This is a genomic window from Streptomyces cavernae, from assembly GCF_004023625.1.
GTDB lineage: Bacteria > Actinomycetota > Actinomycetes > Streptomycetales > Streptomycetaceae > Streptomyces > Streptomyces cavernae.
The window spans coordinates 335,784-359,441 of the sequence record NZ_RPDJ01000008.1; the positions used below are offsets into that span (position 1 = coordinate 335,784).

Annotated in this window: 24 protein-coding genes and 5 pseudogenes; 15 read left to right on the forward strand and 14 right to left on the reverse strand. The window is 71.7% G+C overall.

Annotated elements, in window-relative coordinates:
* Window positions 1-68: 68 nt before the first annotated feature.
* Complete coding sequence (locus EF387_RS21725) at window positions 69-1,376, forward strand: DUF6777 domain-containing protein (protein ID WP_128378253.1); 1,308 nt, start codon at window positions 69-71, stop codon at window positions 1,374-1,376.
* A gap of 189 nt (window positions 1,377-1,565) precedes the next feature.
* On the opposite strand, the gene EF387_RS21730 is transcribed toward EF387_RS21725, so the two are convergent.
* Window positions 1,566-2,441 (reverse strand): dienelactone hydrolase family protein, encoded by an 876-nt coding sequence (locus EF387_RS21730; RefSeq protein ID WP_128378254.1) that lies wholly within the window; start codon window positions 2,439-2,441, stop codon window positions 1,566-1,568.
* Window positions 2,442-2,659: 218 nt separating this feature from the next.
* Here EF387_RS21730 and EF387_RS21735 point away from each other — a divergent pair, with 218 nt between their 5' ends.
* Window positions 2,660-3,928, forward strand: a complete 1,269-nt coding sequence (locus EF387_RS21735) for a helix-turn-helix domain-containing protein (RefSeq protein ID WP_128378255.1) — start codon at window positions 2,660-2,662, stop codon at window positions 3,926-3,928.
* 43 nt (window positions 3,929-3,971) lie between these two features.
* On the opposite strand, the gene EF387_RS21740 is transcribed toward EF387_RS21735, so the two are convergent.
* The gene (locus EF387_RS21740; RefSeq protein ID WP_128378256.1) at window positions 3,972-5,480 is read right to left on the reverse strand and encodes a CAP domain-containing protein; all 1,509 of its coding nucleotides are present in this window, start codon (window positions 5,478-5,480) and stop codon (window positions 3,972-3,974) included.
* Window positions 5,481-5,830: 350 nt separating this feature from the next.
* Here EF387_RS21740 and EF387_RS21745 point away from each other — a divergent pair, with 350 nt between their 5' ends.
* On the forward strand, window positions 5,831-6,547 hold the full coding sequence (locus EF387_RS21745; protein ID WP_128378257.1) for a hypothetical protein: 717 nt from the start codon (window positions 5,831-5,833) through the stop codon (window positions 6,545-6,547).
* Window positions 6,548-6,675: 128 nt separating this feature from the next.
* Complete coding sequence (locus tag EF387_RS21750) at window positions 6,676-7,401, forward strand: sigma-70 family RNA polymerase sigma factor (protein WP_128378258.1); 726 nt, start codon at window positions 6,676-6,678, stop codon at window positions 7,399-7,401.
* 184 nt (window positions 7,402-7,585) lie between these two features.
* Here EF387_RS21750 and EF387_RS48460 read toward each other — a convergent pair.
* From EF387_RS48460 to EF387_RS21765, 3 genes and pseudogenes are all read right to left on the reverse strand, one after another.
* Window positions 7,586-7,771: pseudogene (locus tag EF387_RS48460) on the reverse strand (NF041680 family putative transposase); the annotation flags it as partial.
* Window positions 7,771-8,261: pseudogene (locus tag EF387_RS21760) on the reverse strand (NAD(P)/FAD-dependent oxidoreductase); the annotation flags it as partial. The pseudogenes EF387_RS21760 and EF387_RS48460, both read right to left, overlap by 1 nt.
* Window positions 8,262-8,272: 11 nt before the next feature.
* Window positions 8,273-8,686, reverse strand: coding sequence for an arsenate reductase ArsC (locus EF387_RS21765; protein ID WP_128378259.1), 414 nt, complete (start codon window positions 8,684-8,686; stop codon window positions 8,273-8,275).
* Window positions 8,687-8,778: 92 nt separating this feature from the next.
* On the opposite strand from EF387_RS21765, the gene EF387_RS21770 reads away from it, so the two are divergent.
* The 3 genes and pseudogenes from EF387_RS21770 to EF387_RS21780 all read left to right on the forward strand — a co-directional run.
* Window positions 8,779-9,087 carry an ArsR/SmtB family transcription factor gene (locus tag EF387_RS21770; RefSeq protein WP_128378260.1) on the forward strand — a complete coding sequence of 103 codons (309 nt, stop codon included), beginning with the start codon at window positions 8,779-8,781 and terminating at the stop codon, window positions 9,085-9,087.
* The gene (locus tag EF387_RS21775; protein ID WP_128378261.1) at window positions 9,084-9,866 is read left to right on the forward strand and encodes an aquaporin; all 783 of its coding nucleotides are present in this window, start codon (window positions 9,084-9,086) and stop codon (window positions 9,864-9,866) included. Before EF387_RS21770 ends, EF387_RS21775 begins: the two co-directional genes overlap by 4 nt.
* Window positions 9,863-10,006, forward strand: a pseudogene (locus EF387_RS21780) (pyridine nucleotide-disulfide oxidoreductase); the annotation flags it as partial. The gene EF387_RS21775 and the pseudogene EF387_RS21780, both read left to right, overlap by 4 nt.
* Before the next feature lie 152 nt (window positions 10,007-10,158).
* Here EF387_RS21780 and EF387_RS21790 read toward each other — a convergent pair.
* A complete protein-coding gene (locus tag EF387_RS21790) occupies window positions 10,159-10,536 on the reverse strand; it encodes an ArsR/SmtB family transcription factor (protein WP_128378262.1) in 378 nt (125 codons plus the stop codon).
* A 545-nt stretch (window positions 10,537-11,081) separates the two neighbouring features.
* Here EF387_RS21790 and EF387_RS21800 point away from each other — a divergent pair.
* The 3 genes and pseudogenes from EF387_RS21800 to EF387_RS48465 all read left to right on the forward strand — a co-directional run.
* Entirely contained in the window at window positions 11,082-12,461 is a 1,380-nt protein-coding gene (locus EF387_RS21800) for an FAD-dependent oxidoreductase (RefSeq protein ID WP_420802605.1), read from the forward strand.
* A 29-nt stretch (window positions 12,462-12,490) separates the two neighbouring features.
* Entirely contained in the window at window positions 12,491-12,955 is a 465-nt protein-coding gene (locus tag EF387_RS21805) for an ArsI/CadI family heavy metal resistance metalloenzyme (protein ID WP_128378263.1), read from the forward strand.
* Between the two features lie 7 nt (window positions 12,956-12,962).
* Window positions 12,963-13,178: pseudogene (locus EF387_RS48465) on the forward strand (MFS transporter); the annotation flags it as partial.
* Here EF387_RS48465 and EF387_RS21815 read toward each other — a convergent pair.
* The 4 genes and pseudogenes from EF387_RS21815 to EF387_RS21830 form a co-directional block, all read right to left on the reverse strand.
* A pseudogene (locus tag EF387_RS21815) lies at window positions 13,166-13,714 on the reverse strand (acetyl-coenzyme A synthetase N-terminal domain-containing protein); the annotation flags it as partial. The pseudogenes EF387_RS48465 and EF387_RS21815 overlap by 13 nt on opposite strands.
* On the reverse strand, window positions 13,711-15,294 hold the full coding sequence (gene mhpA / locus EF387_RS21820; RefSeq protein WP_128378264.1) for a bifunctional 3-(3-hydroxy-phenyl)propionate/3-hydroxycinnamic acid hydroxylase MhpA: 1,584 nt from the start codon (window positions 15,292-15,294) through the stop codon (window positions 13,711-13,713). The gene mhpA and the pseudogene EF387_RS21815, both read right to left, overlap by 4 nt.
* Window positions 15,291-16,253, reverse strand: coding sequence for a fumarylacetoacetate hydrolase family protein (locus EF387_RS21825; protein ID WP_128378265.1), 963 nt, complete (start codon window positions 16,251-16,253; stop codon window positions 15,291-15,293). The genes mhpA and EF387_RS21825 overlap by 4 nt, the downstream gene beginning before the upstream one ends.
* A gap of 29 nt (window positions 16,254-16,282) precedes the next feature.
* Window positions 16,283-17,428, reverse strand: coding sequence for a VOC family protein (locus EF387_RS21830; RefSeq protein ID WP_128378266.1), 1,146 nt, complete (start codon window positions 17,426-17,428; stop codon window positions 16,283-16,285).
* A gap of 135 nt (window positions 17,429-17,563) precedes the next feature.
* On the opposite strand from EF387_RS21830, the gene EF387_RS21835 reads away from it, so the two are divergent.
* Window positions 17,564-18,199: a TetR/AcrR family transcriptional regulator gene (locus EF387_RS21835; RefSeq protein ID WP_202918334.1), complete on the forward strand. Its 636-nt coding sequence runs from the start codon at window positions 17,564-17,566 to the stop codon at window positions 18,197-18,199.
* A 76-nt stretch (window positions 18,200-18,275) separates the two neighbouring features.
* Here the strand turns inward: EF387_RS21835 and EF387_RS46740 are convergent, their stop codons facing one another.
* Window positions 18,276-18,458: a hypothetical protein gene (locus tag EF387_RS46740; RefSeq protein ID WP_238431622.1), complete on the reverse strand. Its 183-nt coding sequence runs from the start codon at window positions 18,456-18,458 to the stop codon at window positions 18,276-18,278.
* A gap of 18 nt (window positions 18,459-18,476) precedes the next feature.
* The gene (locus tag EF387_RS21840) at window positions 18,477-19,214 is read right to left on the reverse strand and encodes an alpha/beta hydrolase (RefSeq protein ID WP_238431623.1); all 738 of its coding nucleotides are present in this window, start codon (window positions 19,212-19,214) and stop codon (window positions 18,477-18,479) included.
* Window positions 19,215-19,619: 405 nt separating this feature from the next.
* On the opposite strand from EF387_RS21840, the gene EF387_RS21845 reads away from it, so the two are divergent.
* The gene (locus EF387_RS21845) at window positions 19,620-20,369 is read left to right on the forward strand and encodes a cobalt-precorrin-6A reductase (RefSeq protein WP_128378267.1); all 750 of its coding nucleotides are present in this window, start codon (window positions 19,620-19,622) and stop codon (window positions 20,367-20,369) included.
* A gap of 54 nt (window positions 20,370-20,423) precedes the next feature.
* On the opposite strand, the gene EF387_RS21850 is transcribed toward EF387_RS21845, so the two are convergent.
* Complete coding sequence (locus EF387_RS21850; RefSeq protein WP_128378268.1) at window positions 20,424-21,065, reverse strand: precorrin-8X methylmutase; 642 nt, start codon at window positions 21,063-21,065, stop codon at window positions 20,424-20,426.
* Window positions 21,066-21,306: 241 nt separating this feature from the next.
* Here EF387_RS21850 and EF387_RS21855 point away from each other — a divergent pair, with 241 nt between their 5' ends.
* Window positions 21,307-22,122, forward strand: coding sequence for a DUF3152 domain-containing protein (locus EF387_RS21855; protein ID WP_162467181.1), 816 nt, complete (start codon window positions 21,307-21,309; stop codon window positions 22,120-22,122).
* A 52-nt stretch (window positions 22,123-22,174) separates the two neighbouring features.
* Here EF387_RS21855 and EF387_RS21860 read toward each other — a convergent pair whose 3' ends face one another.
* On the reverse strand, window positions 22,175-22,801 hold the full coding sequence (locus EF387_RS21860; protein ID WP_128378270.1) for an alpha-ketoglutarate-dependent dioxygenase AlkB: 627 nt from the start codon (window positions 22,799-22,801) through the stop codon (window positions 22,175-22,177).
* A gap of 159 nt (window positions 22,802-22,960) precedes the next feature.
* On the opposite strand from EF387_RS21860, the gene EF387_RS21865 reads away from it, so the two are divergent.
* On the forward strand, window positions 22,961-23,248 hold the full coding sequence (locus tag EF387_RS21865) for a metal-sensitive transcriptional regulator (RefSeq protein ID WP_128378271.1): 288 nt from the start codon (window positions 22,961-22,963) through the stop codon (window positions 23,246-23,248).
* A gap of 229 nt (window positions 23,249-23,477) precedes the next feature.
* On the forward strand, window positions 23,478-23,658 hold a 181-nt coding region (locus EF387_RS21870; protein WP_155589778.1), incomplete at its 3' end, for an alcohol dehydrogenase catalytic domain-containing protein.

Consider the following 23,658-nt stretch of genomic DNA (forward strand, 5'->3'; position numbering starts at 1 on the left):
TAAACGACACGTTCAGCTCATACCACTTCCGTGGGAGACAAAAGTCCGTTTCTGTGGGAGAAGAGTCCGTGAGCGTCGACCCCCCGTCGTCCGGCCGCCCCACCGGACCCCCTTCCGGGCCCCTGTCGCAGCCGCCCGCGCATGATCCCACCCAGGTGGGAGGCACTCCGCCCCCGCCACCCGCTCCGGGCGGCGGCGGGGCCGGCGGTCCTGCCGGGCCGCCGTCCGGCACCGGCGGTGGTTCGTCCGGGGGCGGCGGTCCCTCCGGACCCGGTGGCCCGTCCGGACCCGGTTCCGGACCAGGTGGCCCCTCCGAACCCGGTGAGCCCAAGCCGGTCGGAAGCCGCGCCTGGTGGAAGTCGGCACCGAGGATCGCGGGCTTCACCGCCCTGGTCGTCGCCGTGGTCGTCGGCGCCCTCCTCTTCGCCCGTCCGGGCGGCTCCGGCTCCGGCGGCGGTGGCGGTGGCGGTGGCGCGGTCCGCCTCCAGGCGGCGGGGGAGACGGGACCCAACCCGTTCACCAAGTCGACGGCCGAGGAGAGCTCGCCCCCGGCGGCCACTCCGAACGTCGGCCGCGAGGCCCCGAAGGACGACCCGTACAGGGCGAGCGGGTCCCAGCCCGGCCTGTACGGCGGTACGCGCAACGCCACCAGCTGCGACGTCGAGCGGCAGATCACCGCACTGCGGGAGCAGCCGGCGAAGAACCGGGCGTTCGCGTCGGTCGCGGGGATCGGCCCCAACCTGGTCCCGACGTATCTGCGGTCGCTGACACCCGTGCAACTGCGGGTCGACACCCGCGTCACCAACCACGGTTACCGTGACGGGGCCCCCACCGCCTACCAGGCGATCCTGCAGGCGGGGACGGCAGTACTCGTCGACTCCCGCGGTGTGCCGCGGGTGCGCTGCGCCTGCGGCAACCCCTTGAAGCCGCCGGCTCAGGACCAGAGCTCGATGAAGGTGACGGGACGGGCCTGGCCCGGCTTCAAGGCGTCGAACACGGTCGTCGTGGAGCCCGCTCCGGATGTGGTCAAGGTGTTCGTGATCTTCGATCCCGACCGCAGGGAGTGGATCGAGCGCCACAAGGGCGACACGGGCCGGCATGACAAGAAGACCGACCCGCCGAAGGAAGACAAGTCGCCGTCGCTCACCGAGTCCCCGTCCGCGTCGACCAGCCCGCCCAGCCCGACCAGCCCACCCACGTCGTCGACCTCGCCATCCAAGCCGACGCCGGAGACATCGCCTGAGACATCGCCGGAGACGCCGCCGGAGACCACCGGCACCACGGACACCACGGACACGACCAACGGAACAACCACGGACACGACGGGCACGACGGACACGACCAACGAGACAGCGCCGGGGACGACGACCCCGTAGCGCGGCCACCCGGCAAGGGGCGCGGCGGTGGGGCGGTGCAGCGGTGCGGCGGATGCGGCGGTGCGACGGAGCCGCTGTGGCCCATAGCGGTGCGGCGGAGCCGCTGTGGCCCATGAATGAGGCCCTCCCGTCGGGGGAGGGCCTCGCACGCACCGGACTGTCCCCGGCCCGGCGCGGGTACTGCGGGATTCAGTCGTTGGGGCAGGTGTCGCGGTACTGGCTGATCGCGGAGTTCGGCGCGGGCGCCGGGCAGAGGAACTGGTCGTAGCGCGTGTCGTCGTCGACGAACCGCTTCAGCCAGGACAACGCGTACTTGGCGGTGGTGCTGTTCTCACTGACGGGGGCGAAGTGGTTGCCGTTCTTCATCTCCAGGTACGCCTTCTCGGGCGCGGCGGTCATGCTCGTGTACTGCGGAATGGACATGGAGCCGACCGGGGCGATGGCGTCCGTCTGTCCGCCGATGATCATCGTGGGCACCTTTACGCCCTCCCAGGTGGTGTCGAGTTCCCAGGGTGCCAGCGGGATCGCCGCCTGCAGCGACGGGCGGTTCTGCGCGGCCCACAGTGAGCCGCCGCCGCCCATCGAATGCCCCATGACCGCCAGGCGGGTCGGGTCGACGCGGTCACGGACGGTGCTGCGCGTGGTCAGATAGTCCAGCGCCGCGAGCAGTTGGCTCCCGCGTGACTCCGGCAGGTCGCCACCCCCGTTGGTGTCCAGGGTGAAGACGACGAAGCCCTGCGAGGCCAGCCGGGGGCCCAGCCACTGGATCACGAGCTGCGGTGAGATGAATCCGGGGATCACCGCCACCGCGCCGAAGGTGCCCTGACTCGTGTCGGTGGGGTAGTAGATCGTGCCGTTGTTGAAGCCCGTGCCGCTGCCGGACGGCACCGAGACCTGCGCGATGGCGAACGGGCCGCGGGCGGCGGTGACGCTGGCCTCGGTGGGGGCGGGGCCGCGCTCGTAGGGGTTCTGGGCAGCCTCGGCCGGTGTGTTGACGCCCAGCAACGCGGTCAGGGACGCACCGGTGAGCAGCAGTCCCAACCGCTTCCTCAGTGCTGAATTCACGGGGAGTCCTCTCGTGGGGGTGCCGGTTCGAGAGGAATCGTGGAATCCGGGAGGTGATTGTGCTGCTCGGGGCGACGGGAAATTCGGGGCCTGACTTATAGGTTTCCGGCAAGTGCGGCGTCGAACCGACAAATTGATCAATTCCCCTTGTCAGTCAAGTGAGTTGACGCGAGTGCCGGTGTGACAGGACGATCCGGGGGACGGAAGGGGAGGCTGTGATGACTGTCATCGACCCACCGTTAGCGAAATCGCTCTCGAGCATGCTCCGGCCGCATCTCCCGGACGCCATCGAGGAGATCGAGCGCGAGGTTCGGACGCACGTCCACGAAGGCGGTCCGCCGGTCGACACCGAATACCGCCGGGCCGTCCACCAGGTCATCAACGAGACCGTCGCCCACTTCGTCGACTCACTCGGCCAGGCGACCACCGACTCGACCCAGCTGACCGTTCTCTACAGCCAGCTGGGGGCGGAGGCGGCACGGCGGGGGTACAGCCTCGACCGGCTGCAGACGGCGCTCAGACTGAGCGGCCAGGTCGCCTGCCGCCGGTTCATCAAGGACGCCTACCGGTTCTCCTGGTCCAAGGAGACCCTCGCGTCACTCACCGACAACCTCTTCGGGCTGCTCGCCCGGGCCGCTGACGCGGGCGCCCAGGGATACGCGCGCCAGCAGGGCCATCTGACCACCGACCGGGAACGCCGCCGCCAGCGCCTGCGGGACCTGCTGGTCCGTGAACCGGCGCCCGACCCCGCTACCGTCCATGAACAGGCCAGGGCAGCGGACTGGAAGCTCCCCGGTACCGTCGCGGCGGTCGCCCTGCTCTCGGCGACCCGGCCGCCGAGCCGCATCCTGCCGCCCGATGTGCTTGCCGACTGGAACGCGTCGTACCTGATCGTCCCCGACCCCGACTCGGCCGGGCGTGACTGGCTGCCCACCCTGCTGCTGCGGCTGGGCGCCGCCGCCATCGGGCCGACCGTGCCCACCGAACGCGCCGCCGTCTCGCTGCGCTGGGCCCGCCACACCGTCGCCCTGGCGGAACGCGGCATCCTGCCCTCCGACCGCCCGCTGAGGGCGGCCGACCACACCGCGCTGCTGGCCGCCGCCATGGTCGAGGACCTCATCGACACCACCTCGGCCGCTCATCTCGCTGCGCTCCTCGCCCTCCAGCCGCGCCGCCGGGTGCCCCTGCTGACCACCCTGCTCACCTATCTGCAGTGCGGTGACAACGCCGTCATCACCGGCGCCCGGCTCCAGGTCCACGAGCAGACCGTCCGCTACCGGTTGCGCCGGATCACGGAACTGACCGGCACGCGCTGCTACGACCCGGCCGACCGGCTCGACCTGATGATCACGCTGACCTGGCTGCTGCACTCCGACGGGGTCAACGCCGGTGGAGCCAACGTGAACGGAGTCAACGCCGGCGGCGTCACGGCCCTGGGCAGCGCCGCCGGGGTCACCGCCAACGGGGCGTCGCCGCACGCGCGTTGAGGGTGACCGGCTGCCCGAGGACGGTCGGACGGAGCCCCGCGCGTCAGGCGCCGAAGAGTTGCGTCCAGTACGTGCCCGCCTTGCCGCCGCCCGCGAAGCCTATGCCGATGTGGGTGAAGGCCGGCTTGAGGATGTTGGCGCGGTGGCCGGGGCTGTTCATCCAGCCGTCGACGACCTCGGCGGGGGAGCGTTGTCCGCAGGCGATGTTCTCCCCGATGGTTCGCCGGGTCGAGCCCGCGGCGGCCGCCCGGTCCCAGGGCTCGCTGCCGTCCGGCGAGGTGTGGGAGTAGAAGGCGCGGACGACCATGTCCGTGCTGTGCGCCTGGGCCGCCGCCGTCAGCAGCGCGTCGACGGCCAGCGGCGGCAGTCCGGCCCGGGACCGCTCGGCGTTGGTGAGCCCGACGACCTCCTGTGCCGTCCGGGACAGTTCGGCGGGACTGAAGGGGCGGGCCCACAGGGCGGTCCAGAACACGTCACCGGAGCGCCGGTCGGTGATGTGCCCGACCCCGGTCTGTGTGACGGCCGGGTCCTGCAGCGTATGGCGCGCCTGCTCGGTGGACAGGCAGTACTCGACGAACTCGGCCGGGGTACGTGGGCCGGAGACGAGGTGCTCGCCGACCGTGATGTACGCGTATCCGGTGGCCGTGACCCGTTGGAAGACGGAGGTGCCGTCGGGGCTCTCGGAGCCGAGTCGGCCGCGGTCGGCCATGGTGGCGGCGTGCGCCTTCGCGGCCTCGGTGAGCCGCGCGTCGAACGAGACGGGACCCGAACCAGCCCTCATGCGGGCGGAATTGACCAGGTCGAGGAATCCGTCCATCGCCCCGCCACCCGGGTGGGCGGCCGGATCTCCGTCGCCGGGGAAGCCGTATGCGTGGCCGGTGGCGGCGCCGGGCACGGGGTGTGCGCCGAGACCTGACGAACTGCGTGTGCCGAGACCGGACGAGAGGCGTGTGCCGAGGCCGGGGAGGAGACGTGCGCCGATGCCCGACGGTCGGCGCGGGCCGCTGCCCGGCGCGGGGGCTCCGGTCACCGGCCGCCGAACCGGACTCGGTGCGGCGGGCGGTGGGCCCGCGTCCTCGACGACGTCGACGCCGAAGTCCCGTGCTATGCCCGCGAGTCCTTCCGCGTACCCCTGGCCCAGGGCGCGCAGCTTCCAGCCGGGGCCGCGGCGGGAGATCTCGGCGATCAGCAGCACGGTCTCCTGCTGTGGCCGCGGCGGGGCGAACCGGGCGATCCGCCGACCGCCCGGCGCGGTGACCTCCAGCACGGGCGCGGGCAGCCGGTTCAGCGGGACCCCGGGATCGGCGGGGCTGACGACCACGGTGACACGCTCGGCACCGGCACGCAGCCCGCCTGGGTCGAGGGTCAGTGTTTCGCCGCTGAGCCGGGCTCCCGGGGCGCTCGGCTGGTTGTAGAACACGAAGTCGGCGTCGCCGCTCACCTTTCCGCTGGCGTCGGTGACGAGCGCCGACACGTCGAAGGGTCCCCCGACCCGGAGGGTCAGGGCGCCGCCCGGCAGCGGCATGTTGCCCCCGGGGACCAACTCGGACATCAGCACCGCCTGTTCAGAGGTATGGGAAAGGAGAGCGGAGCGGGAAGGGCTTCCGACCCGGCTTCGGACTTCGGACTTCGGACTTCGGACTTCGGACCGCCAGGACAACGTCCGGGCGAGGGCCGGAGGTTCCTGCGTCAGCACGGGGACGTTCTACGTCCTGGGGCCGCGGGAATCGGCGACCTCGCGATGACATACCCGGGGTTGGGCAGTGTGCCGCCCAGGTAACCGCCCAGGTAACGGGATGTCAGGTGTGACCCGGATTACAGGTTCCGCGTTGAGTGGGCTGTCCATACGGGTTTTCCGTACACATCGCTGAGCATGGGCAATGGATGCGAGGATGAGCCGCCATGACGATGGGGTGGGGATCTCGCGCAGTGCGGGCCGCGGTGTTCGCGGCCGTCTGCGTGCTGCTCGCCGCCCTCGGGCACGTGATGATGTCCGGCGCTCCGGTGCCGGGATGGCTCCTAGCCGTCGCCACGGTGACGACCGGAGCCACCGCCTGGTTCCTGGCGGACCGTGAGCGCGGACTGCCCCTGGTGGTCTCTCTCGCGGTCGGTTCCCAGGCTGTGCTGCACACGGCGTTCTCGCTGACGCACGCTGCCGGCCGTGGTGCCACGTCCACCGGCGGTATGGGCGGTACTGGCGATACCGGTGGTGCCGGCGGAATGGGCGCGATGGGCCACGCCGGCATGGGTGGCCCACTGTCCGTGGACTCCGCCCACCTGCGGTCCATGCCCATGGAATCGATGGGCGCCAACCCCCTGGACCACCTGCTCCCGGCCCCGTTCGGCACCGCCTCCTCCGGAATGCTGGCCGCCCACCTCCTCGCCGCGCTCCTGTGCGGTGTGTGGCTGGCGCACGGGGAGCGGGCGGCCTTCCGGATCCTGCGTGCCCTCGGCGGCTGGCTCGTCGCGCCCCTGCGGCTACCCTTGCTGCCGCCGGTGCCCCCGCACCGCCCGCGGGTGCGCGTACGCCGGGACCACACGGTCAGCCGGCCGCGGGATCTTCTGCTCGTCCATGCCATCACCTCTCGGGGACCGCCTGCCGGGACCGCTGTCGTCTGAGACAGCCGGTTCCCCGGGGCCGTCCCGCCCCGGGGCGCGGCCGTGCGCCCACGCGCCCGGCCGGACGCCAGTACCGGACCCTTGTCGAGGGTCCGGGCTCCCGGATTTCCCGAGAAGGACATCAGCTGATGGTTCCTGCCCTGCCGTTCCCGCGTGAACGGGAACGCGACCGTGAAAGCAACCGTGACCGTGGCTGTGAACGCGCCCGTGACCACGACCGTGGCCGTGAAAGCGCTCGTGACCACGACCGTGGCCGTGAAAGCGGCCGTGAACACGAGCGCGCGGCGCGCGACGAGTCGATTACGGCCTGGGCGCTGGCCGCCCGTGCCGGCGACCCGGACGCCGTCGAACACTTCGTACGTGCCCTGCACACCGACGTCCGCCGCTTCGTCACCCACCTCGGCGCGGACCCGCAGTCCGCCGACGACCTCGCCCAGGACACCTTCCTGAGGGCGCTCGGCAGCCTGCACCGTTTCGAGGGCCGCTCCTCCGCACGTACCTGGCTGCTGTCCATCGCGCGCCGCGCGGTGGCCGACAGCCTCCGGCACGCCGCCGCCCGGCCCCGGCTGTCCGACACCGACGACTGGCAGCGCGCCGTCGAGCACGCCCAGCCGCGCGGTCTGCTGGGCTTCGACGACGGCATCGCGCTCGCCGATCTGCTCGCCGCGCTGCCCGAGGACCGTCGTGAGGCGTTCGTCCTCACCCAGTTGCTGGGGGTGCCGTACGCGGAGGCGGCCCGGATCGGTGACTGCCCCGTGGGCACCGTCCGCTCCCGGGTGGCCCGGGCGCGTACCTCCCTCGTGGCGTTACTGGACGAGGCAGAGCGCTGCGAGCCGGTGCCCGTCGCGGCGTGACCGCCCGTCGCGGCGTGATGTGACGCGCGTCGTGGCGTGACGCCAGTGGCGGCGTGACACGCGCCGCGACCTGACGCGCGCCGCGACCGCGACACGCCCTGCGGTCACCGCCGGATTGATCAGCCCCGTTGCGCTTCGCGGGATGTCGGCCGTCGGCTTCTGCGGGAGCTTTTGCGGCCGGTGCCAGGGCGGCGATGAAGGAGTACGGCCAGCCCCGCACGAACTGATCCGTCTTGCGGCAGCCGCGCCCGTGGACGTGGGAGTACAGCCGGTCGTCGCTGGTCGGGGCGTCCGGGGCGTCCGGGGCGAGCCAGTTGCCGACGTCCACGGCCAGCAGGATCCGCCCGACGGCCGCCCTCGGCAGCGGCAGCGGGCAAGGAAGGTGGCTTCCTCCATCGCCGTGTCGCCGCCGCCGACCACCACGATGTCGTGCTCGCGGAAGAAAAAGCCGTCGCAGGTCGCGCTGTACGACACGCCCCGGCCGGAGAGCGCGTCCTGGCCGTGCAGGTTCAGCTTGCGGTGCTGCGAGCCGGTCGCCACGATGACGGCCCTTGCCCGGTGGACCGTGCCCGCGCCGTCGGTGACGCTATCGACGGTGCCGGTGAGGTCGACTGCGACGATGTCGTCGGGCACGAGCTCGGCGCCGAAGCGTTCGGCCTGGGCCCGGATGTTCTCCATCAGCTCCGGGCCCATGATGCCGTCGCGGAAGCCGGGAAGTTCTCCACCTCGGTCGTCTGGACCAGCGCGCCGCCGGCCGTGACCGCGCCCTCGAAGACCAGCGGCTTGAGCGAGGCGCGGGCGGTGTAGAGGGCGGCGGTGTAACCGGCGGGGCCGGGGCCTACGACGACGACGTTGCGTATCTAGCCGCCGCTCACGCCGTCTTCTCCGGCGCGATCTCCTTGATCAGGCCCTCGACCAGGACCTTGATCTCGTCCCGGATCGGACGGACTGCCTCGACGCCCTGGCCCGCGGGGTCCTCCAGCTGCCAGTCCAGGTACCGCTTGCCGGGGAAGACCGGGCAGGTGTCGCCGCAGCCCATGGTGATGCAGACGTCCGACTCCTTGACCGCGTCCACGGTGAGCATCTTCGGGACCTCGGCGGAGATGTCGATGCCGACCTCGGCCATGGCCTCGACGGCGGCCGGGTTGACGTTGGAGCCCGGGTTGGAGCCGGCGGAGCGGACCTCGACACGGTCTCCGGCCAGGTGGGTCAGCCACGCGGCGGCCATCTGGGAACGGCCCGCGTTGTGGACACAGACGAACAGCACGGAGGGCTTGTCGGACATCGGAGGTTCTCTCTTGTCTCACGACGGCATCAGGTGCGAATGACATCAGCACCTGGTGGTGTCAGCCACCACTGATGTGACAGTATCAGCACATGATGACGTCAGTCGACACTGACCTGATCCGGGTGCTGGCCGACCCGCTCAGGTTCCAGATCGTGACCTTGCTCGCCAAAGAGATGCTGTGCACCACCCACCTGGTGGAGGAGACCGGTGCCCGGCAGACCAACCTCTCCAACCACCTGAGAGTGCTGCGCGAGGCCGGAGTCGTCGAGACGGAGCCGTGCGGCCGGTTCACCTACTACCGGCTCAAGTCCGATGTCATCGCCCAACTCGCCGGCCAGTTCGCCGACCTGGCCGAGTCCGCTCGCACCGCCGCCGAGAACAAGAGGGCCTGCCCATGACCCCCGCCGAAGCCGCCCCGACCGCGGAGTCCGCGCCACCCGCCGCTGAACCCGACTCCGTCGCGCCCGCGCCGGGTGCTACCCCGCCGCGTACCCCGCTGGTCGCTCGGGCCGCCGCCGAACTCATAGGCACCGCCCTGCTCGTGGCGGTCGTGGTCGGCTCCGGCATCCAGGCCACCGAACTGACCAAGGACGTCGGCCTCCAGCTGCTGGCCAACTCCACGGCCACCGTCTTCGGTCTCGGCATCCTGATCCTCCTGCTCGGCCCGGTCTCCGGCGCCCACTTCAACCCGGTCGTCACGCTGGCCGAGTGGTGGACGGCGCGACGCGGCGGCGCCGGTGTCACCCCGCGTGAGGTGGCGGTGTACCTGCCGGCGCAGGTCGTGGGTGCGATCGCGGGCGCGATCCTGGCGGATGCGATGTTCGGCGAGCCGTTGGTGAAGTGGTCCACGCATGACCGGTCGGCGGGTCATCTGCTGCTGGGTGAGGTCGTCGCGACGGCCGGCCTGATCCTGCTGATCTTCGGTCTGGCCCGGGCGAACCAGCTGCGCTTCGCGCCCGTCGCGGTCGCCTCCTACATCGGCGCCGCGTACTGGTTCACGTCCTCGACGTCGTTCGCCAACCCGGCGGTGACCATCGGCAGGTCCTTCACCGACACCTTCGCGGGCATCGCCCCCGGCTCGCTCGCCGGGTTCATCGGCGTGCAGCTCATCGGCGGCGTGATCGGGCTGGCACTGGTCGCGATCGTCTTCATGCCGGGGCGGGAAGCCGCCGAGTGACGCGCACGTCCCAGGTGGTGGTGATCGGCGGCTGCCAGTCCGGGCTCGCCGGCGGCTACCACCTGCGCCGCCTGGGCGTCGACTTCGTCATCCGCGACGCCCAGACGACGCCGGGTGGCGCTTGGCAGCACACCTTTGACTGACACGGTTCGCACCACATCAGTCGGCCGACCGTGCACCGGACGGAGCAGAAGTCACCTGCCGGCGAAGCTGCGGCGTTCGACGAGGACGACGTCGTGCCGGCGGCCGTGGTGGCGGCCGATGCGCTCGCGGGTGCCGATCCTGACCGGTGTCAGGCCACGGCCGGCGCGATGGTCAGCAGCTTGCCCATCGCAGCCAGCACGGACGGTTCGACCCGGTAGTAGACCCAGGTGCCGCGCCGCTCGGAGGTGAGCAGACCGGCCTCCTTGAGCTTCTTCAGGTGGTGGGAGACGGTCGGCTGGGAGACGCCGACGTCGGAGATGTCGCACACACACGCCTCGCCGCCCTCGTGCGAGGCGACCGCGGAGAACAACCGCAGCCGCACCGGGTCGCCCAGGGCCTTGAACATCCGCGCGGCCGTCTCGGCCTCCTCCGCGGTGAACGGGCGTTCGGTCAGCGGTGGGCAGCAGGGCGCCACGGCCTCGGGGACCTCGGGTTCCAGCAGCGGCAGCACCTTCGTGTTCGACATGCATCTATGTTGACACATGTCGAACCAAGCGGGCGAGGGTGAGACCGGTCTCATGTGCGGGCGAGGTGAGCGGCGATGCGCCGCGCGATCCGGGCGGCGTCCCGCCCTGCCCCGCGCAGGGAGTTCGACGACAGGTTGCGCTGCCAATTCCAAGCCGACGTACGCCGACCCCGGGTGCGGCAGCGAGATCCCTTCGCGGTGGCGTACACCTCGTCGCGGTGCGGGTGGCGGTCCGGCCGCCGTCGAGCGGCAGCCGAGGGAGGGAGCTGTGCCCGGCCGACGAGAAGGTGAGGCTGTCGTAGTAATGCGGCCAACGACCCCGCCGCCCGCGCTCCGACACCTCCAGTGCCGCCGGCTGTAGCCCCTGCCCGCGAAGAGCACGCGCGGTGGCCGGCCCGGACCGGCCACCCCCCGACCACCGCGGCGTCGACCTGCTCCACAAGCCGCTCGCCAATTTGATGGATGTCTATGTTGACGCTCATCGATACAGGTGCAATGCTGGGCCACGCAAGTCATCGACGTATGTCGAAGCAAAGGGGAATCTCGTGGCCGTGTCCATCAAGAACGTGCCCAACACCGACCAGCTGCCCCTCGTGGTCATCGGAGCCGGCCCGATCGGCCTGGCCGCCGCCGCCCACCTCATCGAGCGGGGCCTCGAACCGCTCGTCCTGGAGGCCGGACCGTCAGCCGGCACCGCTGTGCGGGCCTGGTCACACGTGCGGCTGTTCTCCCCCTGGGCCGAGGTCACCGACCCGGCCGCCGAGAAGCTCCTCGCCCCGACCGGCTGGGTCCGCCCCGACGGCGCCGCCTACCCGACCGGCAGTGACTGGGCCGAGGAGTACCTGCAGCCGCTCGCCGACGTCCTCGATGACAAGGTCCGCTACGGCGCCACGGTCACCGGAGTCGCCCGCGCCGGCCGGGACCGCATCGTCGACTCCGGCCGCGACAAGCAGCCCTTCACCGTCCACATCCAGCTCGCCGACGGCCAGGAGGAGCGGATCACCGCCCGCGCCGTCATCGACGCCTCCGGTACCTGGTCCACCCCCAGCCCGATGGGCGCCGACGGCCTGCCCGCGCTGGGCGAGAAGACCGCGGCCGACCGCATCTCCTACCGCGTCCCCGACCTGGACGACCCTGTCGTACGCGCCCGGTACGCGGGCAGGCGCACCGCCGTGATCGGCTCCGGCGCCTCCGCCTTCACCGCCCTCGCCCACCTCGCCGACCTGGCTGAGGAGGAGGACGGGACCCACGCCGTGTGGATCCTGCGCCGCGGCATCGGCGAGAACACGTACGGCGGCGGAGAGGCCGACCAGCTCCCCGCCCGCGGCGCACTGGGACTGCGCGCCAAGGCCGCCGTGGAGGACGGCCACGCGAGCGCGGCCACCGGCTTCCGCACCCAGGCCGTCGAGCGAGACGCCGACGGCCGACTCGTCCTCGTGGCGGAGGACGGTCGCCGCCTCGAGCCGGTCGACGAGGTCATCGTTCTCACCGGCTTCCGCCCCGACCTGTCCTTCCTCTCCGAACTCCGCCTCGGCCTCGACGAACGCCTCCAGGCCCCCACCGCACTGGCTCCGCTCATCGACCCGAACGTCCACTCCTGCGGCACCGTCTATCCGCACGGCGTCAACGAACTCGCCCACCCCGAGCAGGGCGTCTACCTGGTCGGCATGAAGTCCTACGGCCGCGCGCCCACGTTCCTCGCCATGACGGGCTTCGAGCAGGTCCGCTCCATCACCGCCGCGCTCGCCGGCGACCGCGAGGCCGCCGAACGCGTCGAGCTCACCCTCCCGGAGACCGGCGTGTGCGGCGGCGCGGGCCTGTTCGACGAGCCCGACGCGGCACGGAGCAGCGAGGGGGGCGGCCGCTGCGGCGCCCCGGCCACCCTGCAGATCCGCATCGGCGCCCCTGCCGCCGACGGCTGCTGAACCACCCACCCCTGACAAGGAGGTTCGCCATGTCCCGCGTACAGCTCGCCCTGCGCGTCCCCGACCTCGACGAGTCCGTCGCCTTCTACAGCAAGCTGTTCGACACCGAGCCGAACAAACTCCGCGACGGCTACGCCAACTTCGCCATCACCGAGCCCCCGCTCAAGCTCGTCCTCATCGAAGGCACCGCGGGCGAGGCAACCCGCATGGACCACCTCGGCGTCGAGGTCGACAGCACCGAAGCGGTCCACGCCGCCACCACCCGCCTGAGCGAGGCGGGCCTGGCCACGGACGTGGAAAACGACACCACATGCTGCTACGCCCTGCAGGACAAGGTCTGGGTCCACGGGCCCGGCCAGGAGCCCTGGGAGGTGTACGTCGTCAAGGCCGACGCCGACACCCTGGCCAAGCAGCAGGGCAGCACCTGCTGCGCAGACCCGGCCTCCGCCGACACCGGCGCCAAGGAACCGGTCGCTGCGGGCGGCTGCTGCTGATCCGCCGATGACCGACCTCCACACCAGCGAGGCCGTGACCGGGACGGGGGACCGGTCACGGCCTCGCGCCGCGCTGCACGCCCTGTGCGCCACCCAGATCACCAGCTGGGGAATCGTCTACTACGCCTTCCCCGTCCTCAGCCCGCAGATCACCGCCCAGGCCGGCTGGTCCGCAGGCGCGACCACGGCGGCGTTCTCCGCGGCACTGATCATCTCCGCCATCAGGTCGGCGGCGGCCTTGGGGGCGTAGTCCTGCCCGCAGACCGACCACACGGCGCCCAGGCTCGCGGCGGCGAGGAACGCGACGATCGCGTGCGGGGTGTTGGGCAGGTAGCCAACGACCCGGTCCCCCGCGCCGACGCCCAGGTCGCGCAGAGTGGCGGCGACGGAGGCGATATGGGCGCGCAGGCGGCCTCCGGTCACCTCGTACCCGGAGCCGGTCTCGTCGAGGGCGACGATCGCCACGGCGCCGTCGGCGAGGTTGCGCAGGGCGTGATGGGCGTAGTTGAGGGTGGCTCCGGTGAACCAGCGGGCGCCCGGCACCCTCTCCTCCGCCAGCACCTGCTCGTACGGGGTGTCCGCGTCGATGTCGAAGTACTCCCACACCGCGCCCCAGAAGCCCTCCAGGTCGGTGACCGACCAGCTGTGCACAGCGGCGTAGTCGGCGCCGGCCATCCCGACGTGACGGGCGAAGTCCACGATGTGGCTGTCCACGACGGCCTGCGGATCGGACATCGTGAAAGGCTCGGGCACGGTCATCGTGTGGCGCTCCTCAGCAGGATGTCGACGGTCCGTCGGGGTGGGTGGGGGCTGCGCATGGTGGTGTGCAGGAGGGCCGCCCAGGTGGCGGTGTCGGTGAAGTCGCGGCCCCCGGCCGGGATGACGTCCATGACGACGCGGTCCGGGCGCAGCAGAACGGCGTCGGCCCGGCCCGCGCGCAGCCAGGCGGCGAGCGTGCCGTCGTCACCGATGCCGGTCACGGGGATCGCACGGCCGCCGATCGCGTGGGCGAGGGCGTTCAGCGAGGGCCAGGGCACGGTGGCGGTCAGGATGGTGAAGTCGTCGCCGAGCAGCTCGTCGAGGCGGGTGCGCCGTCCGTCGTCGGTGATCCACGGCTGCGGGCAGTGGGTGCCCACCAGGCCCCTGCGGATGCCACGTCGGACGAGGGGCCCGGCGGTCAGGGGCGGGCTGAGGTCGCGGCCGGCCGCCGCGGTCAGGCCAGGTATGCGGCAGGCCGCGGCCAGGAGCCTGCGGCGCAGTGCGGCGGCGCCGTCCTGGCCGCCGGTCATGGCCCAGCCCATGGCGACCGCGAGCCGGATCACATGCCGGGCGTGCGGCTTGCGTTCGCTCTCGTAGGTGTCCAGCAGCCGCTCGTCACCGCCCTGTTCGAGGACGCGGGCGAGCTTCCAGGTCAGGTTGTAGGCGTCTCGCAGACCCGAACACAGCCCCTGCCCGACGAACGGAGGCGTGAGGTGGGCGGCGTCACCGAGGAGGAAGACCCGTCCGCTGCTCCAGCGGTCGGCGACACGCGCCCGGAAGGTGTACTGCGCCTCGCGGACGATCTCGAAGTCCCCGTCGTAGGAGGGCGGCAGCCAGGGCGCGACCAGGTCGCGGACCGGTTCCTCGGCGTCCCCGAGCCGGAACTCCCAGCGGTAGCGGTCCTCGCCGACGCGCATGAAGGTCGCCGGGCGGTGCGGGTCGCAGACCTGGTCGACGCCCTCCCAGCAGCGGACGTCGGCCTTCGTGCGGACATCGATGACGGTCCAGGATTCTTCGAAGCGCAGATCCTCCCATACGGCGCCGATGGCGTCGCGGGTGAGGCTGTTGGCGCCGTCACAGCCGAGGACCGCGTCGGCCCGCAGCAGGTGTTCGCCCTCGTCGTCGCGGTAGGTCACCCGGACCGGACCGTCGCCGTCCTGCTTGACGCCGACGACCTCCACCCCACCGCGTAGTTCGCACTCCGGGTGCCGGGCGAGGGCGTCGCGCAGCAGTCGCTCGAGCTCGGGCTGGTCGAACATGCTGGTCTGCGGGTAGCCGTGGTGGCCGTGCTCGCTGCGGCGGAACTCGGCCATCACCCGGTGCCGGGCGTCCAGCAGCCGTAGCCCGTTGGCCGGGCGGGCGATCGCGGCGAACTCCTCCGCCACGCCCGCGGCCAGGAGGATCCTGCGGACCTCGTCGTCGGTGGCGACGGCGCGCGGGAGCGGGTAGACGTCCCGGTGACGTTCCAGGACGATGGTGTGGACTCCGCGCCGGGCGAGGAGGAGGGCGGCGGTCACGCCCACCGGCCCGGCGCCGATGATCACCACGGGTACGTCTGCCCCGGTGCGTTCGACGGTCATGTGCGGCTCACTTCGGGGTTTGGTTGCGCGTCCGTGACGGGGGTTCGCTGCTCGCCGAGGTCGATCCGCCCGTCCGGGGTCGCGATCGTCGCGGTGATCAGGTCACCGGCGTGCAGGTAGTGCGGGTTCTTCGCCTGGGACTTGAAGAACGCCTTCCACTTCACGGCGGGCGGCAGCAGCGCGCCGATCTTCTCGACCGGCTTGGGCGGGGCCTTGAGGGCCGTGCCGCCGGGCGTGCCGGTGAGCAACAGGTCGCCGGGGTCGAGGGTCTGGAAGCGGGCCAGCAGAGTCAGGGCCTGCGTCGGGCGGACGATCATGTCGGCGAGCGTGCGGTCCTGGCGCAGTTCGCCGTTGACGGACAACTCCAGCCGCAGGTTGAGGAGATGGGCGAAGTCCTCCGGCTCAAGCAGCGCGAGGTAGGGGCCGGTCGGCGTGAAGGTGGGGTAGGACTTGCTCTCGTAGAACTGGGTCTTGGTCAGCTGGATGTCACGAGCGCTGATGTCGTTGGTGATCACGAGCCCGGCGACGTACGACGGCAGGTCCCGCTCCTCGACGACGGTGCCGACGGGCAGGGGCGCGCCCATGACGAGCCCGAGTTCGATCTCGTAGTCGAGGAACTTGACGTGGGAGGGCCGGACGACGGCGTCGCCGGGGCCGCTGACCGAGCCGGACGCCTTGCGGAAGAAGGCGGGCGGGATGTCGCCGGTGAAGCCCGAGTCGCGGGCGTGGCTGCGGTAGTTGACCATCTGGGCGACCACCCGGCAGGGGGTGGTGATCGGTGAGAGGGCGACCAGGTCGGCAAAGGGCGTGCCCGTGTCGGCCGAGAGTCCCGCCTCTCGTACGGCGTCACGGTCGGCGATCAGTTCGGCGGTGGTGGCGGCCTTGGTGTCGACGGGGACGGCCCGGTCGCCGCGGACGACCCACCATCCATCGGTGGTGCGCAGGACGTTCGTACTCATGTCAGTGCCTTTGTGAGGGGGTTGGGGGTTCAGGACATGGCGGCCTTGAGCAGGCCCAGCAGGCGCCCCCGGTCGATCTCGTTGTCACCGCGCAGGGCCTGGATGACATCGCGGACCCGCTGTGGGGAGGGGCTCGTGCCGAGGAAGTCGCGGGTGGCGGGCGGACCCCACTGGGCCAGCCCGCTGGTCGACATGGGGGCCCAGCCGGGCTCGACGTCGCAGGAGAAGAGATCGCCGTCGGCGAAGTGCTCCAGCATGAAGTGGTCGGGGTCGCGCCAGTAGTCGAAGAGCTGGCTGCCCTGAATGTGCCGGCCGATGCCCCAACTGCGCTGGTAGCCACGCTCCTTGAGGTACTCTCCGCCGGCGGCGATCGAGTCCAGGTCGGTGACCTGGTAGGCGGAGTGGACATAACCCGTCCCCGGCCCCAAGTGCATCGCCAGCGTGTGATGGTCGGCCGGCACGCTGCCGAGGTCGCAGCGGATGAACGCCATGACCGGGCCGCGGTCGCGTTGCCCGTCCAGGAACAGGAAGTCGGACACGATCATGCCGAGGGTGTCCAGGTACCAGTCCAGCGCCCGGGCGAACACCCTCGTCTCCAGCACCACATGCCCCAGCCGCTGGATCCGGGACGGCTCGCGCGGCGGGCGCTGCGTGGCGTTCGTACGGCGGTGGTCCGTGCCGAAGTTGAGCAGCAGCGGACGCTGCTCGGGCAGCGCCGGCAACTGCTCGCCGCAGTGCACCACCCGCACCGGGAAACCCGAGGGGTCCAGCAGATGGACCGTGCTGCCGCCGCCGGGCACGTCGGCGTCCCGCACGTCGGAGCCGGTGGCTCGCGCCAGCCGGTCCAGATCGGCCCGCTCGGCCGCGCGGAATGCCGGGCCGATGAAACGGGACGTACGACCGCGCCGGATCACCGTGCATGGCGTGCCGGCGAAGGTGCCGCGCAGCCACAGCTCGCTCTCGGTGCGTGCGGCGATCTGGAAGCCGAAGTCCCGGGCGAAGACCTCGGCCCGGTCCAGGTTCGGCTTCTCGAACTCCAGCCAGGCCAGGTCCGCCACCTTGATCACGGGATTGCGGGAACGGTCGGGATGCTCGCCGCGTAGGGCGCCGTGTTCGCTGTGCAGGTCCTGGTGGGGCGTCTTGAGGTAAGGCCCGTGGACGCGGGTTTCAGACATGGTGCCCTCCGAGCAGCATCGCCATAATGAGGAAATCATCAAGTTTGATATTCGCGTCGTCAAGGTGCTCGCGACAGGAAGTGATGGATTCATCAGAACTGCGGGCGTCATCGTCCCGGCGGGTAGACTCTGCGCATGCCTGCGTCAGCCCTGCCCAGCAACCGGTTCGAGCGGCGTCGTGCCGAGACCCGTCGCGCGCTCATGCACGCCGCCCGGCAGATACTCGCCGAGACCGGGGACACCGGCGCCAGCATCCAGGCGATCGCCGAGCGCGCCGACGTCGGCTTCGGCTCCTTCTACAACCACTTCGAGTCGAAGACCGAACTGTTCGAGGCGGCGGTGGTGGATGCCCTGGAGGAGTTCGGCCGGAAATTCGACGAGCGCCTGGCGGAGATCGACGATCCGGCGGAGCTCGTCGCGGCGGGCTTTCGGCTCAGCGCCCGGATGGCCGATTCCCACCCGGAGTTGATGCAGGTCCTGCGCCGTCGCGGCCTTGGCCACATCCACTCGGACAACGGCCTGACCCGGCGGGCACTCCGTGACCTCGAGGTCGGCATGGCCTCCGGCCGCTTCAACGCCGCGGACCCGGCGGTCGCCCTGTCCGCACTGGGCGGAACCCTGCTGTCCCTGGTGGAGCTTAGGTTCGCCCGCCCCGACCTGGACGGCGACGAGGCCGCGGTGAACCTGGCCGAGATGGTCCTGCGCATGCTGGGCGTGCCATCGGACGACGCCCATGAAGTCGCCCGGCGCCCCCTTCCCGACCCCGCCTGACCCACCGCCCCTACGCGGTGGAGGCCGAGCCCTGCCGGAAGGTGACCGAGCGGCCGGTGGAGTCGGCCTCGATCCGTCACGTGCGGTGATGACGGACCGCAGGCGCAGCCCCCTCGGAAACGTTCTCCAGCGGGACGAGGTCTTCCAGGGGCTTGTTCAGCAGCGCCGTCAGCGAAGCAAGCAGCTCGCCCCGCACGGCGCGGACATCCGTGAGGGCGATGCGGTTGCCCTCCGCCAAGGCGGACGCGCTCACGGTCACGTCGCCGGCGAGATACCGCTACGGCGTCACGGCGAGGTCCAGCCCGCTGGGTTCGCCCTCGCGCAGCGACAGGGCCGTGGACACGCTCGGCGGCAGCAGTCTGACGCCGAGGAAACCGGCGACCAGCCGGGCGGTCGTCGTGTGCCAGACCGTGGCCCGGCGCAGCATGGCGTGGTCGCTGCCCGCGATCTCCATGCGGCACACCGGTGTGCCGGCCGCCCTGGCACGTACGGCGAAGTCGTGGGAGGACAGCGGTTCGGTCGTCCGGTCGCGGTCGGAGTGCAGGATCACCGTGGGCGTACCGGTCAGCTGGTTCACCGGTTCCCCCGGCGGGCACCACGGGGCGAGGGCCACCACCGACCGCACGGTCGCGTGGCCGCCGAGCCGCAGCGCCGCCCGACCGCCCATGGAGTGGCCGACCAGCACCACGGGCACCGGGCCGAAGCGCCGCTCGATCTCTTCCAGCGCGTCCTGGGCGTCGGCCACCGCGTCGGCCCGTGTCCCGTTCCAGCCCCGGTGCCGGTAGCGGACGTGAGCGGTGGCTATGCCCTGGCCGGCGGTCGCGGCCCGCACCGCGCGGGCGAAGGGCAGCATGCGAAGCCCCGGGAGGTTCCAGCGCGTCGGCCTGGCGTCGCCGTCCTCCCGGCCGCCGTGCAGGAAGAGGACGACCGCGCCCGTACGGTCCGCCTTCTCGCCGGACCCCCCGTCCTTCCCGCCGAGCCCCTCGTCCAGCGTGAGTGCCTGGTGACGGCTCACCTCGGTCCTCCTCGGTTCCTCCGGGGCGGTCGCCGTGCTGCCGCCTCTGCCGGTTGATTCGTTGCCGTACGCCCGGCGGATTGGCCTCCTCCGCCGCATGCTTCCCGTCGGCCCGATCCCGTCGAGACGGGCGAGCCGACTGCCGAGGCGGGTGATGTCCATGCCGACGGCCGCGGTGCAGGAATCGCACTGGGGCCCGGGACGGCGGTGACGTCGGCGAGCCCGCGATCCTAGGATCGGTGATCCGGTAGACCCGATCGGTGATCTCGCAGACCCGACCGGTGCCCGGTGTCCGACCGGTGACCCGGTACCCGATCGGTCATCCGTACCCATGGTGGTCCGGTACCCGATCGGACGCCCCGCACCCGATCGGTCATCCGGCAACCGACGACGGAGGTAAGCCCCGTGCACCTGCTGATCCTGGGAGGCACCGCCGAGGCCCGCCGGCTGGCCGAGGCGCTGGCCGCCGGGCTGCCGGGCCTGCAGGTGACGAACTCCCTGGCCGGACGGGTGGCGGCGCCCCGGCCGGTGCCAGGGGAGGTGAGGATCGGCGGTTTCGGGGGAGCGGCGGGGCTGGCCCGGTGGCTGGCCGAGCACGGGGTGACCGCGGTGGTCGACGCGACACACCCCTTCGCCGCCACCATCAGCGCCAACGCGGCACGGGCCACGGCCGCCGCGGGGGTGCCCCTGCTGGCGTTGCGCCGGCCGGGCTGGACGCCGGGGCCGGGCGACGACTGGCACGAGGCGGGGTCGATGGCCGAGGCCGCCGAACTCCTGCCGGGGCTCGGCCGCCGGGTCTTCCTCACCACCGGCCGCCTGGACCTCGCAGCGTTCGCCGCACTGAGGGACCTCTGGTTCCTGGTCCGCTCCGTCGAGCCGCCCGAGCCACCGCATCCGGCGCGCATGCGGACCGTACTGGACCGCGGCCCGTTCACCCTGGACGCGGAACGGGCCCTGCTGCGCGAGAACCGCATCGACGTGCTGGTCACCAAGGACAGCGGCGGTTCGGCGACCGCCCCGAAACTCACGGCTGCCCGCGAGACCGGACTACCGGTCGTGGTCGTGCGACGACCCGCGCTCCCGGCGGGGGTGGAGGCGGCGGCGGGACCGGGGGAGGCGGTGGCGTGGGTGCGGAGGCTGTCGTCGAGCCGGTGACGGCCCGGACGTGCGCCGCGGGACCTTCAGGAGCCCCACACCTCCCCAGTCTCCCTACTCCTCCTCGCTCGCGATCGCGTTGACCGCCGCCGCCGCGATCGCGCTGCCACCTCGGCGGCCCCGTACGACCAGGTGCTCCAGCCCGGAAGGGTGCCGGGTGAGCGCGTCCTTCGACTCGGCGGCGCCGACGAAGCCGACCGGGACGCCGATGACGGCGGCCGGGCGGGGGGCGCCCTCCTCGATCATTTCCAGCAGGCGGAAGAGGGCGGTGGGCGCGTTGCCGACGGCCACGACCGCACCCTCCATACGGTCGCGCCACAACTCCAGCGCGGCGGCACTGCGCGTCGTCCCCAGCTGCGCCGCCAGCGCCGGGACTGCCGGGTCCGACAGCGTGCAGATCACCTCGTTCCCGGCGGGCAGCCGGCGGCGGGTCACACCGCTGGCGACCATCGCCACGTCGCACAGGACGGGCGCTCCGGCGAGCAGGGCCTCCCGGGCCCGGGCGACCACGCCGGGGGTGTGGGCGAGGTCGCGGACCAGATCGACGATCCCGCAGGCGTGGATCATCCGTACGGCGACCCGGGCGACGTCGGCGGGCAGCCCGGTGAGGTCGGCCTCGGCGCGGATGGTGGCGAACGACTGGCGGTAGATGGCCGCCCCGTCCTTCTCGTACTCGAACACGGTCGTCTCACTCATCTGCGTCGGGGAGCTCGTGGGCGGCGCCCCGATCGTATAGCAAAGATCATTCGTTATAGTTTCGTTATCCAATGTTTCGATCCGATCACGCCCGAATCACGTTCGAACAAGCATGACCGCGCACAAAACAACGCCTTCCCAGCGCAAGGCAACGTCTTCCGACAGCCGTCGCCGACGGGGCCGTTCCGCGTCCGCTCCGGGGCGGGGCGGGAAAGGTGCCCTGTGGGGAGGCCTGGCCGCGGTGACCGTGCTCGGGGTCGCCGGGGCCGCGGCCGTCGAGTGGTCGCCGCCCGCTTCCCAGGAGTTACCGGCCGAGGCCGGCTCCACCGAACAGGCCCTGCCCACCGCCCGGGCCGAGCCCACCCCAGAGCCGTCCCTCAGCCCGAGCAGCCCCAGCCCCTCGGCCTCCGGCACCGCCTCGCCCGGCTCCTCAGCCGGTTCCTCGCCAGGCTCCCCGTCCGGTTCCTCGCCCAGCCGTTCCCGAGTCGCCATCCCCGCGACCGGACCGGGCACGTTCTCCACGGCGCCGGGTGGCAGCGCCAAGGTGGGCAGGGGCAAGACGCTGCGCTACCGGGTGGACATCGAAAAGGGTCTCGCTCTGTCCGCGCCGGACGTGGCGGAGGAGGTCGAGCGCGTCCTCGCCGACCCGCGCGGCTGGACGGCGAGCGGCCGCTCGGCGTTCCAGCGGGTCTCCGGCGGCAGCACCGACTTCGTCGTCAAGCTCGCCACACCCGGCACCGTGGACAAGATCTGTGGCCGGTTCGGACTGAAGACCCGGGGCGAGGTCAACTGCAACGTCGACAAGAACGTCATGGTCAACCTCAAACGCTGGGAGCTGGCCACGCCCGTCTACGCCAAGGACGTCCCGTCCTATCGGGCGCTGATCATCAACCACGAGGTCGGCCACTTCCTCGGGCGGGGCCATGTGGGCTGCCCCGGCCGCGGAAAGCCTGCCCCCGCGATGATGCAGCAGATCAAGGGCATGAACGGTTGTGTCCCGAACGTCTGGCCGTACGACGCCGAGGGGCGGCTCATCACCGGGCCCGCAGTACCGTGAACCGGGGGCGCGGGCCGACTGGCTCCCCGCCGCTTGCCCCCCGCCGCAGGGCTCAGTGCACCCCGTGCGGGCGGAACTGGACGCTGATGCGGGGGCCGACGGCCTTCTTCGACTTGGGGACCGCGTGCTCCCAGGTGCGCTGGCAGGAGCCGCCCATCACGAGCAGGTCGCCGTGCCCGAGGGGGCGGCGCAGCGTCTCGCCGCCGCGCCGCGGGCGCAGCGCCAGATCGCGGGGGGTGCCCAGGGAGAGGATCGCGACCATGGTGTCCTCCTGCGCGCCGCGGCCGGTCCGGTCGCCGTGCCAGGCCACGCTGTCGCGGCCGTCGCGGTAGTAGCACAGGCCGGCCGTGCTGAACGGCTCGCCCAGCTCGTCCGCGTAGTGCGCGGACAGCGCGTCCCGGGCCTCGGTCAGGACCGGATCGGGGAGTGCGTCGTCCTCGCCGTAGAAGGCGAGCAGACGCGGGACGTCCACCTCCCGCTCGTACATCTGGCGTCGCTCGGCCCGCCAGGGCACCTCCGTGGCGAGCCGTGCGAACAGCGCGTCCGACCCGTGCAGCCAGCCCGGCAGCAGGTCGATCCACGCCCCGTCGACCAGCGGGGTCCTGCGCAGCTCCCGCAGCGGTCCCAGCCGGACCTCGTCGGTCTGGTCGAAGAGCGAACCCTGCAAGTTCATGGACATACGTGCAGGGTACGCCCGTAATCGAATGAATGTTCAAGCGTGGCTCGTCACCCGGGACGCGGTGTCACGGGTGTCGCCATACCGGGTGCCATCCTTTGTTCTCGATGAGTGCCCCGAAGGGCGTACCATACCCCTAGGGGTATTAATGGAGGAGTTTTCGTGGAACTCGATCTCGCGGGTGCGGAGCTGAAGGCTGTGCTCAACCGGTTGCGGCGGGCACAGGGGCAGATCTCCGGAGTGATCAAGATGATCGAGGAGGGGCGCGACTGCGAGGAGGTCGTGCCCCAACTCGCCGCCGCCTCACGCGCCTTGGACCGCGCGGGCTTCGCGATCATCGCCACGGGTCTTCAGCAGTGCCTGGCCGACGGGGAGCGGGGGCTCAGGGACGGCGAGGACCCGGAGCAGATGCGGGCCCGTCTGGAGAAGCTCTTCCTGTCGCTGGCCTGAGGTGATGGTGCCGGCCGACCGGCGTGGCTGCGGGCAGCCAGTGCCGCACCCCGGAGTGTCGCTCGCCGTCGGTGGAGTACCCCCGCGGGTATCTCGAACAGTGATGCAGAACATTCCCGCTGGGCGGAAACCGACAGTTGAGCAGGCCAGCGCACTTGTGATGATGTGGACCCGGTGACCGAGACGAGCGCCGGAGCACTCGGCGTTCACGACGAAAGGGCTCATCACCATGGCGCAGCAAGTACGCGGCGTGATCGCACCGGGCAAGGGCGAACCGGTACGGGTGGAGACGATCGTCGTCCCCGACCCCGGGCCCGGCGAGGCCGTGGTGAAGGTGCAGGCCTGCGGGGTGTGCCACACGGATCTGCATTACCGGGAGGGTGGGATCAGTGATGAGTTCCCGTTCCTGC

Excerpts from the sequence above, each read along its gene's own strand:
- EF387_RS21735 (WP_128378255.1), top strand. The coding sequence starts at position 2,660 with ATGACTGTCATCGACCCACCGTTAGCGAAATCGCTCTCGAGCATGCTC.
- EF387_RS21740 (WP_128378256.1), bottom strand. The coding sequence starts at position 5,480 with ATGTCCGAGTTGGTCCCCGGGGGCAACATGCCGCTGCCGGGCGGCGCC.
- EF387_RS21745 (WP_128378257.1), top strand. The coding sequence starts at position 5,831 with ATGACGATGGGGTGGGGATCTCGCGCAGTGCGGGCCGCGGTGTTCGCG.
- EF387_RS21750 (WP_128378258.1), top strand. The coding sequence starts at position 6,676 with ATGGTTCCTGCCCTGCCGTTCCCGCGTGAACGGGAACGCGACCGTGAA.
- EF387_RS21765 (WP_128378259.1), bottom strand. The coding sequence starts at position 8,686 with ATGTCCGACAAGCCCTCCGTGCTGTTCGTCTGTGTCCACAACGCGGGC.
- EF387_RS21770 (WP_128378260.1), top strand. The coding sequence starts at position 8,779 with ATGATGACGTCAGTCGACACTGACCTGATCCGGGTGCTGGCCGACCCG.
- EF387_RS21775 (WP_128378261.1), top strand. The coding sequence starts at position 9,084 with ATGACCCCCGCCGAAGCCGCCCCGACCGCGGAGTCCGCGCCACCCGCC.
- EF387_RS21790 (WP_128378262.1), bottom strand. The coding sequence starts at position 10,536 with ATGTCGAACACGAAGGTGCTGCCGCTGCTGGAACCCGAGGTCCCCGAG.
- EF387_RS21805 (WP_128378263.1), top strand. The coding sequence starts at position 12,491 with ATGTCCCGCGTACAGCTCGCCCTGCGCGTCCCCGACCTCGACGAGTCC.
- mhpA (WP_128378264.1), bottom strand. The coding sequence starts at position 15,294 with ATGACCGTCGAACGCACCGGGGCAGACGTACCCGTGGTGATCATCGGC.
- EF387_RS21825 (WP_128378265.1), bottom strand. The coding sequence starts at position 16,253 with ATGAGTACGAACGTCCTGCGCACCACCGATGGATGGTGGGTCGTCCGC.
- EF387_RS21830 (WP_128378266.1), bottom strand. The coding sequence starts at position 17,428 with ATGTCTGAAACCCGCGTCCACGGGCCTTACCTCAAGACGCCCCACCAG.
- EF387_RS21835 (WP_202918334.1), top strand. The coding sequence starts at position 17,564 with ATGCCTGCGTCAGCCCTGCCCAGCAACCGGTTCGAGCGGCGTCGTGCC.
- EF387_RS21850 (WP_128378268.1), bottom strand. The coding sequence starts at position 21,065 with ATGAGTGAGACGACCGTGTTCGAGTACGAGAAGGACGGGGCGGCCATC.
- EF387_RS21860 (WP_128378270.1), bottom strand. The coding sequence starts at position 22,801 with ATGTCCATGAACTTGCAGGGTTCGCTCTTCGACCAGACCGACGAGGTC.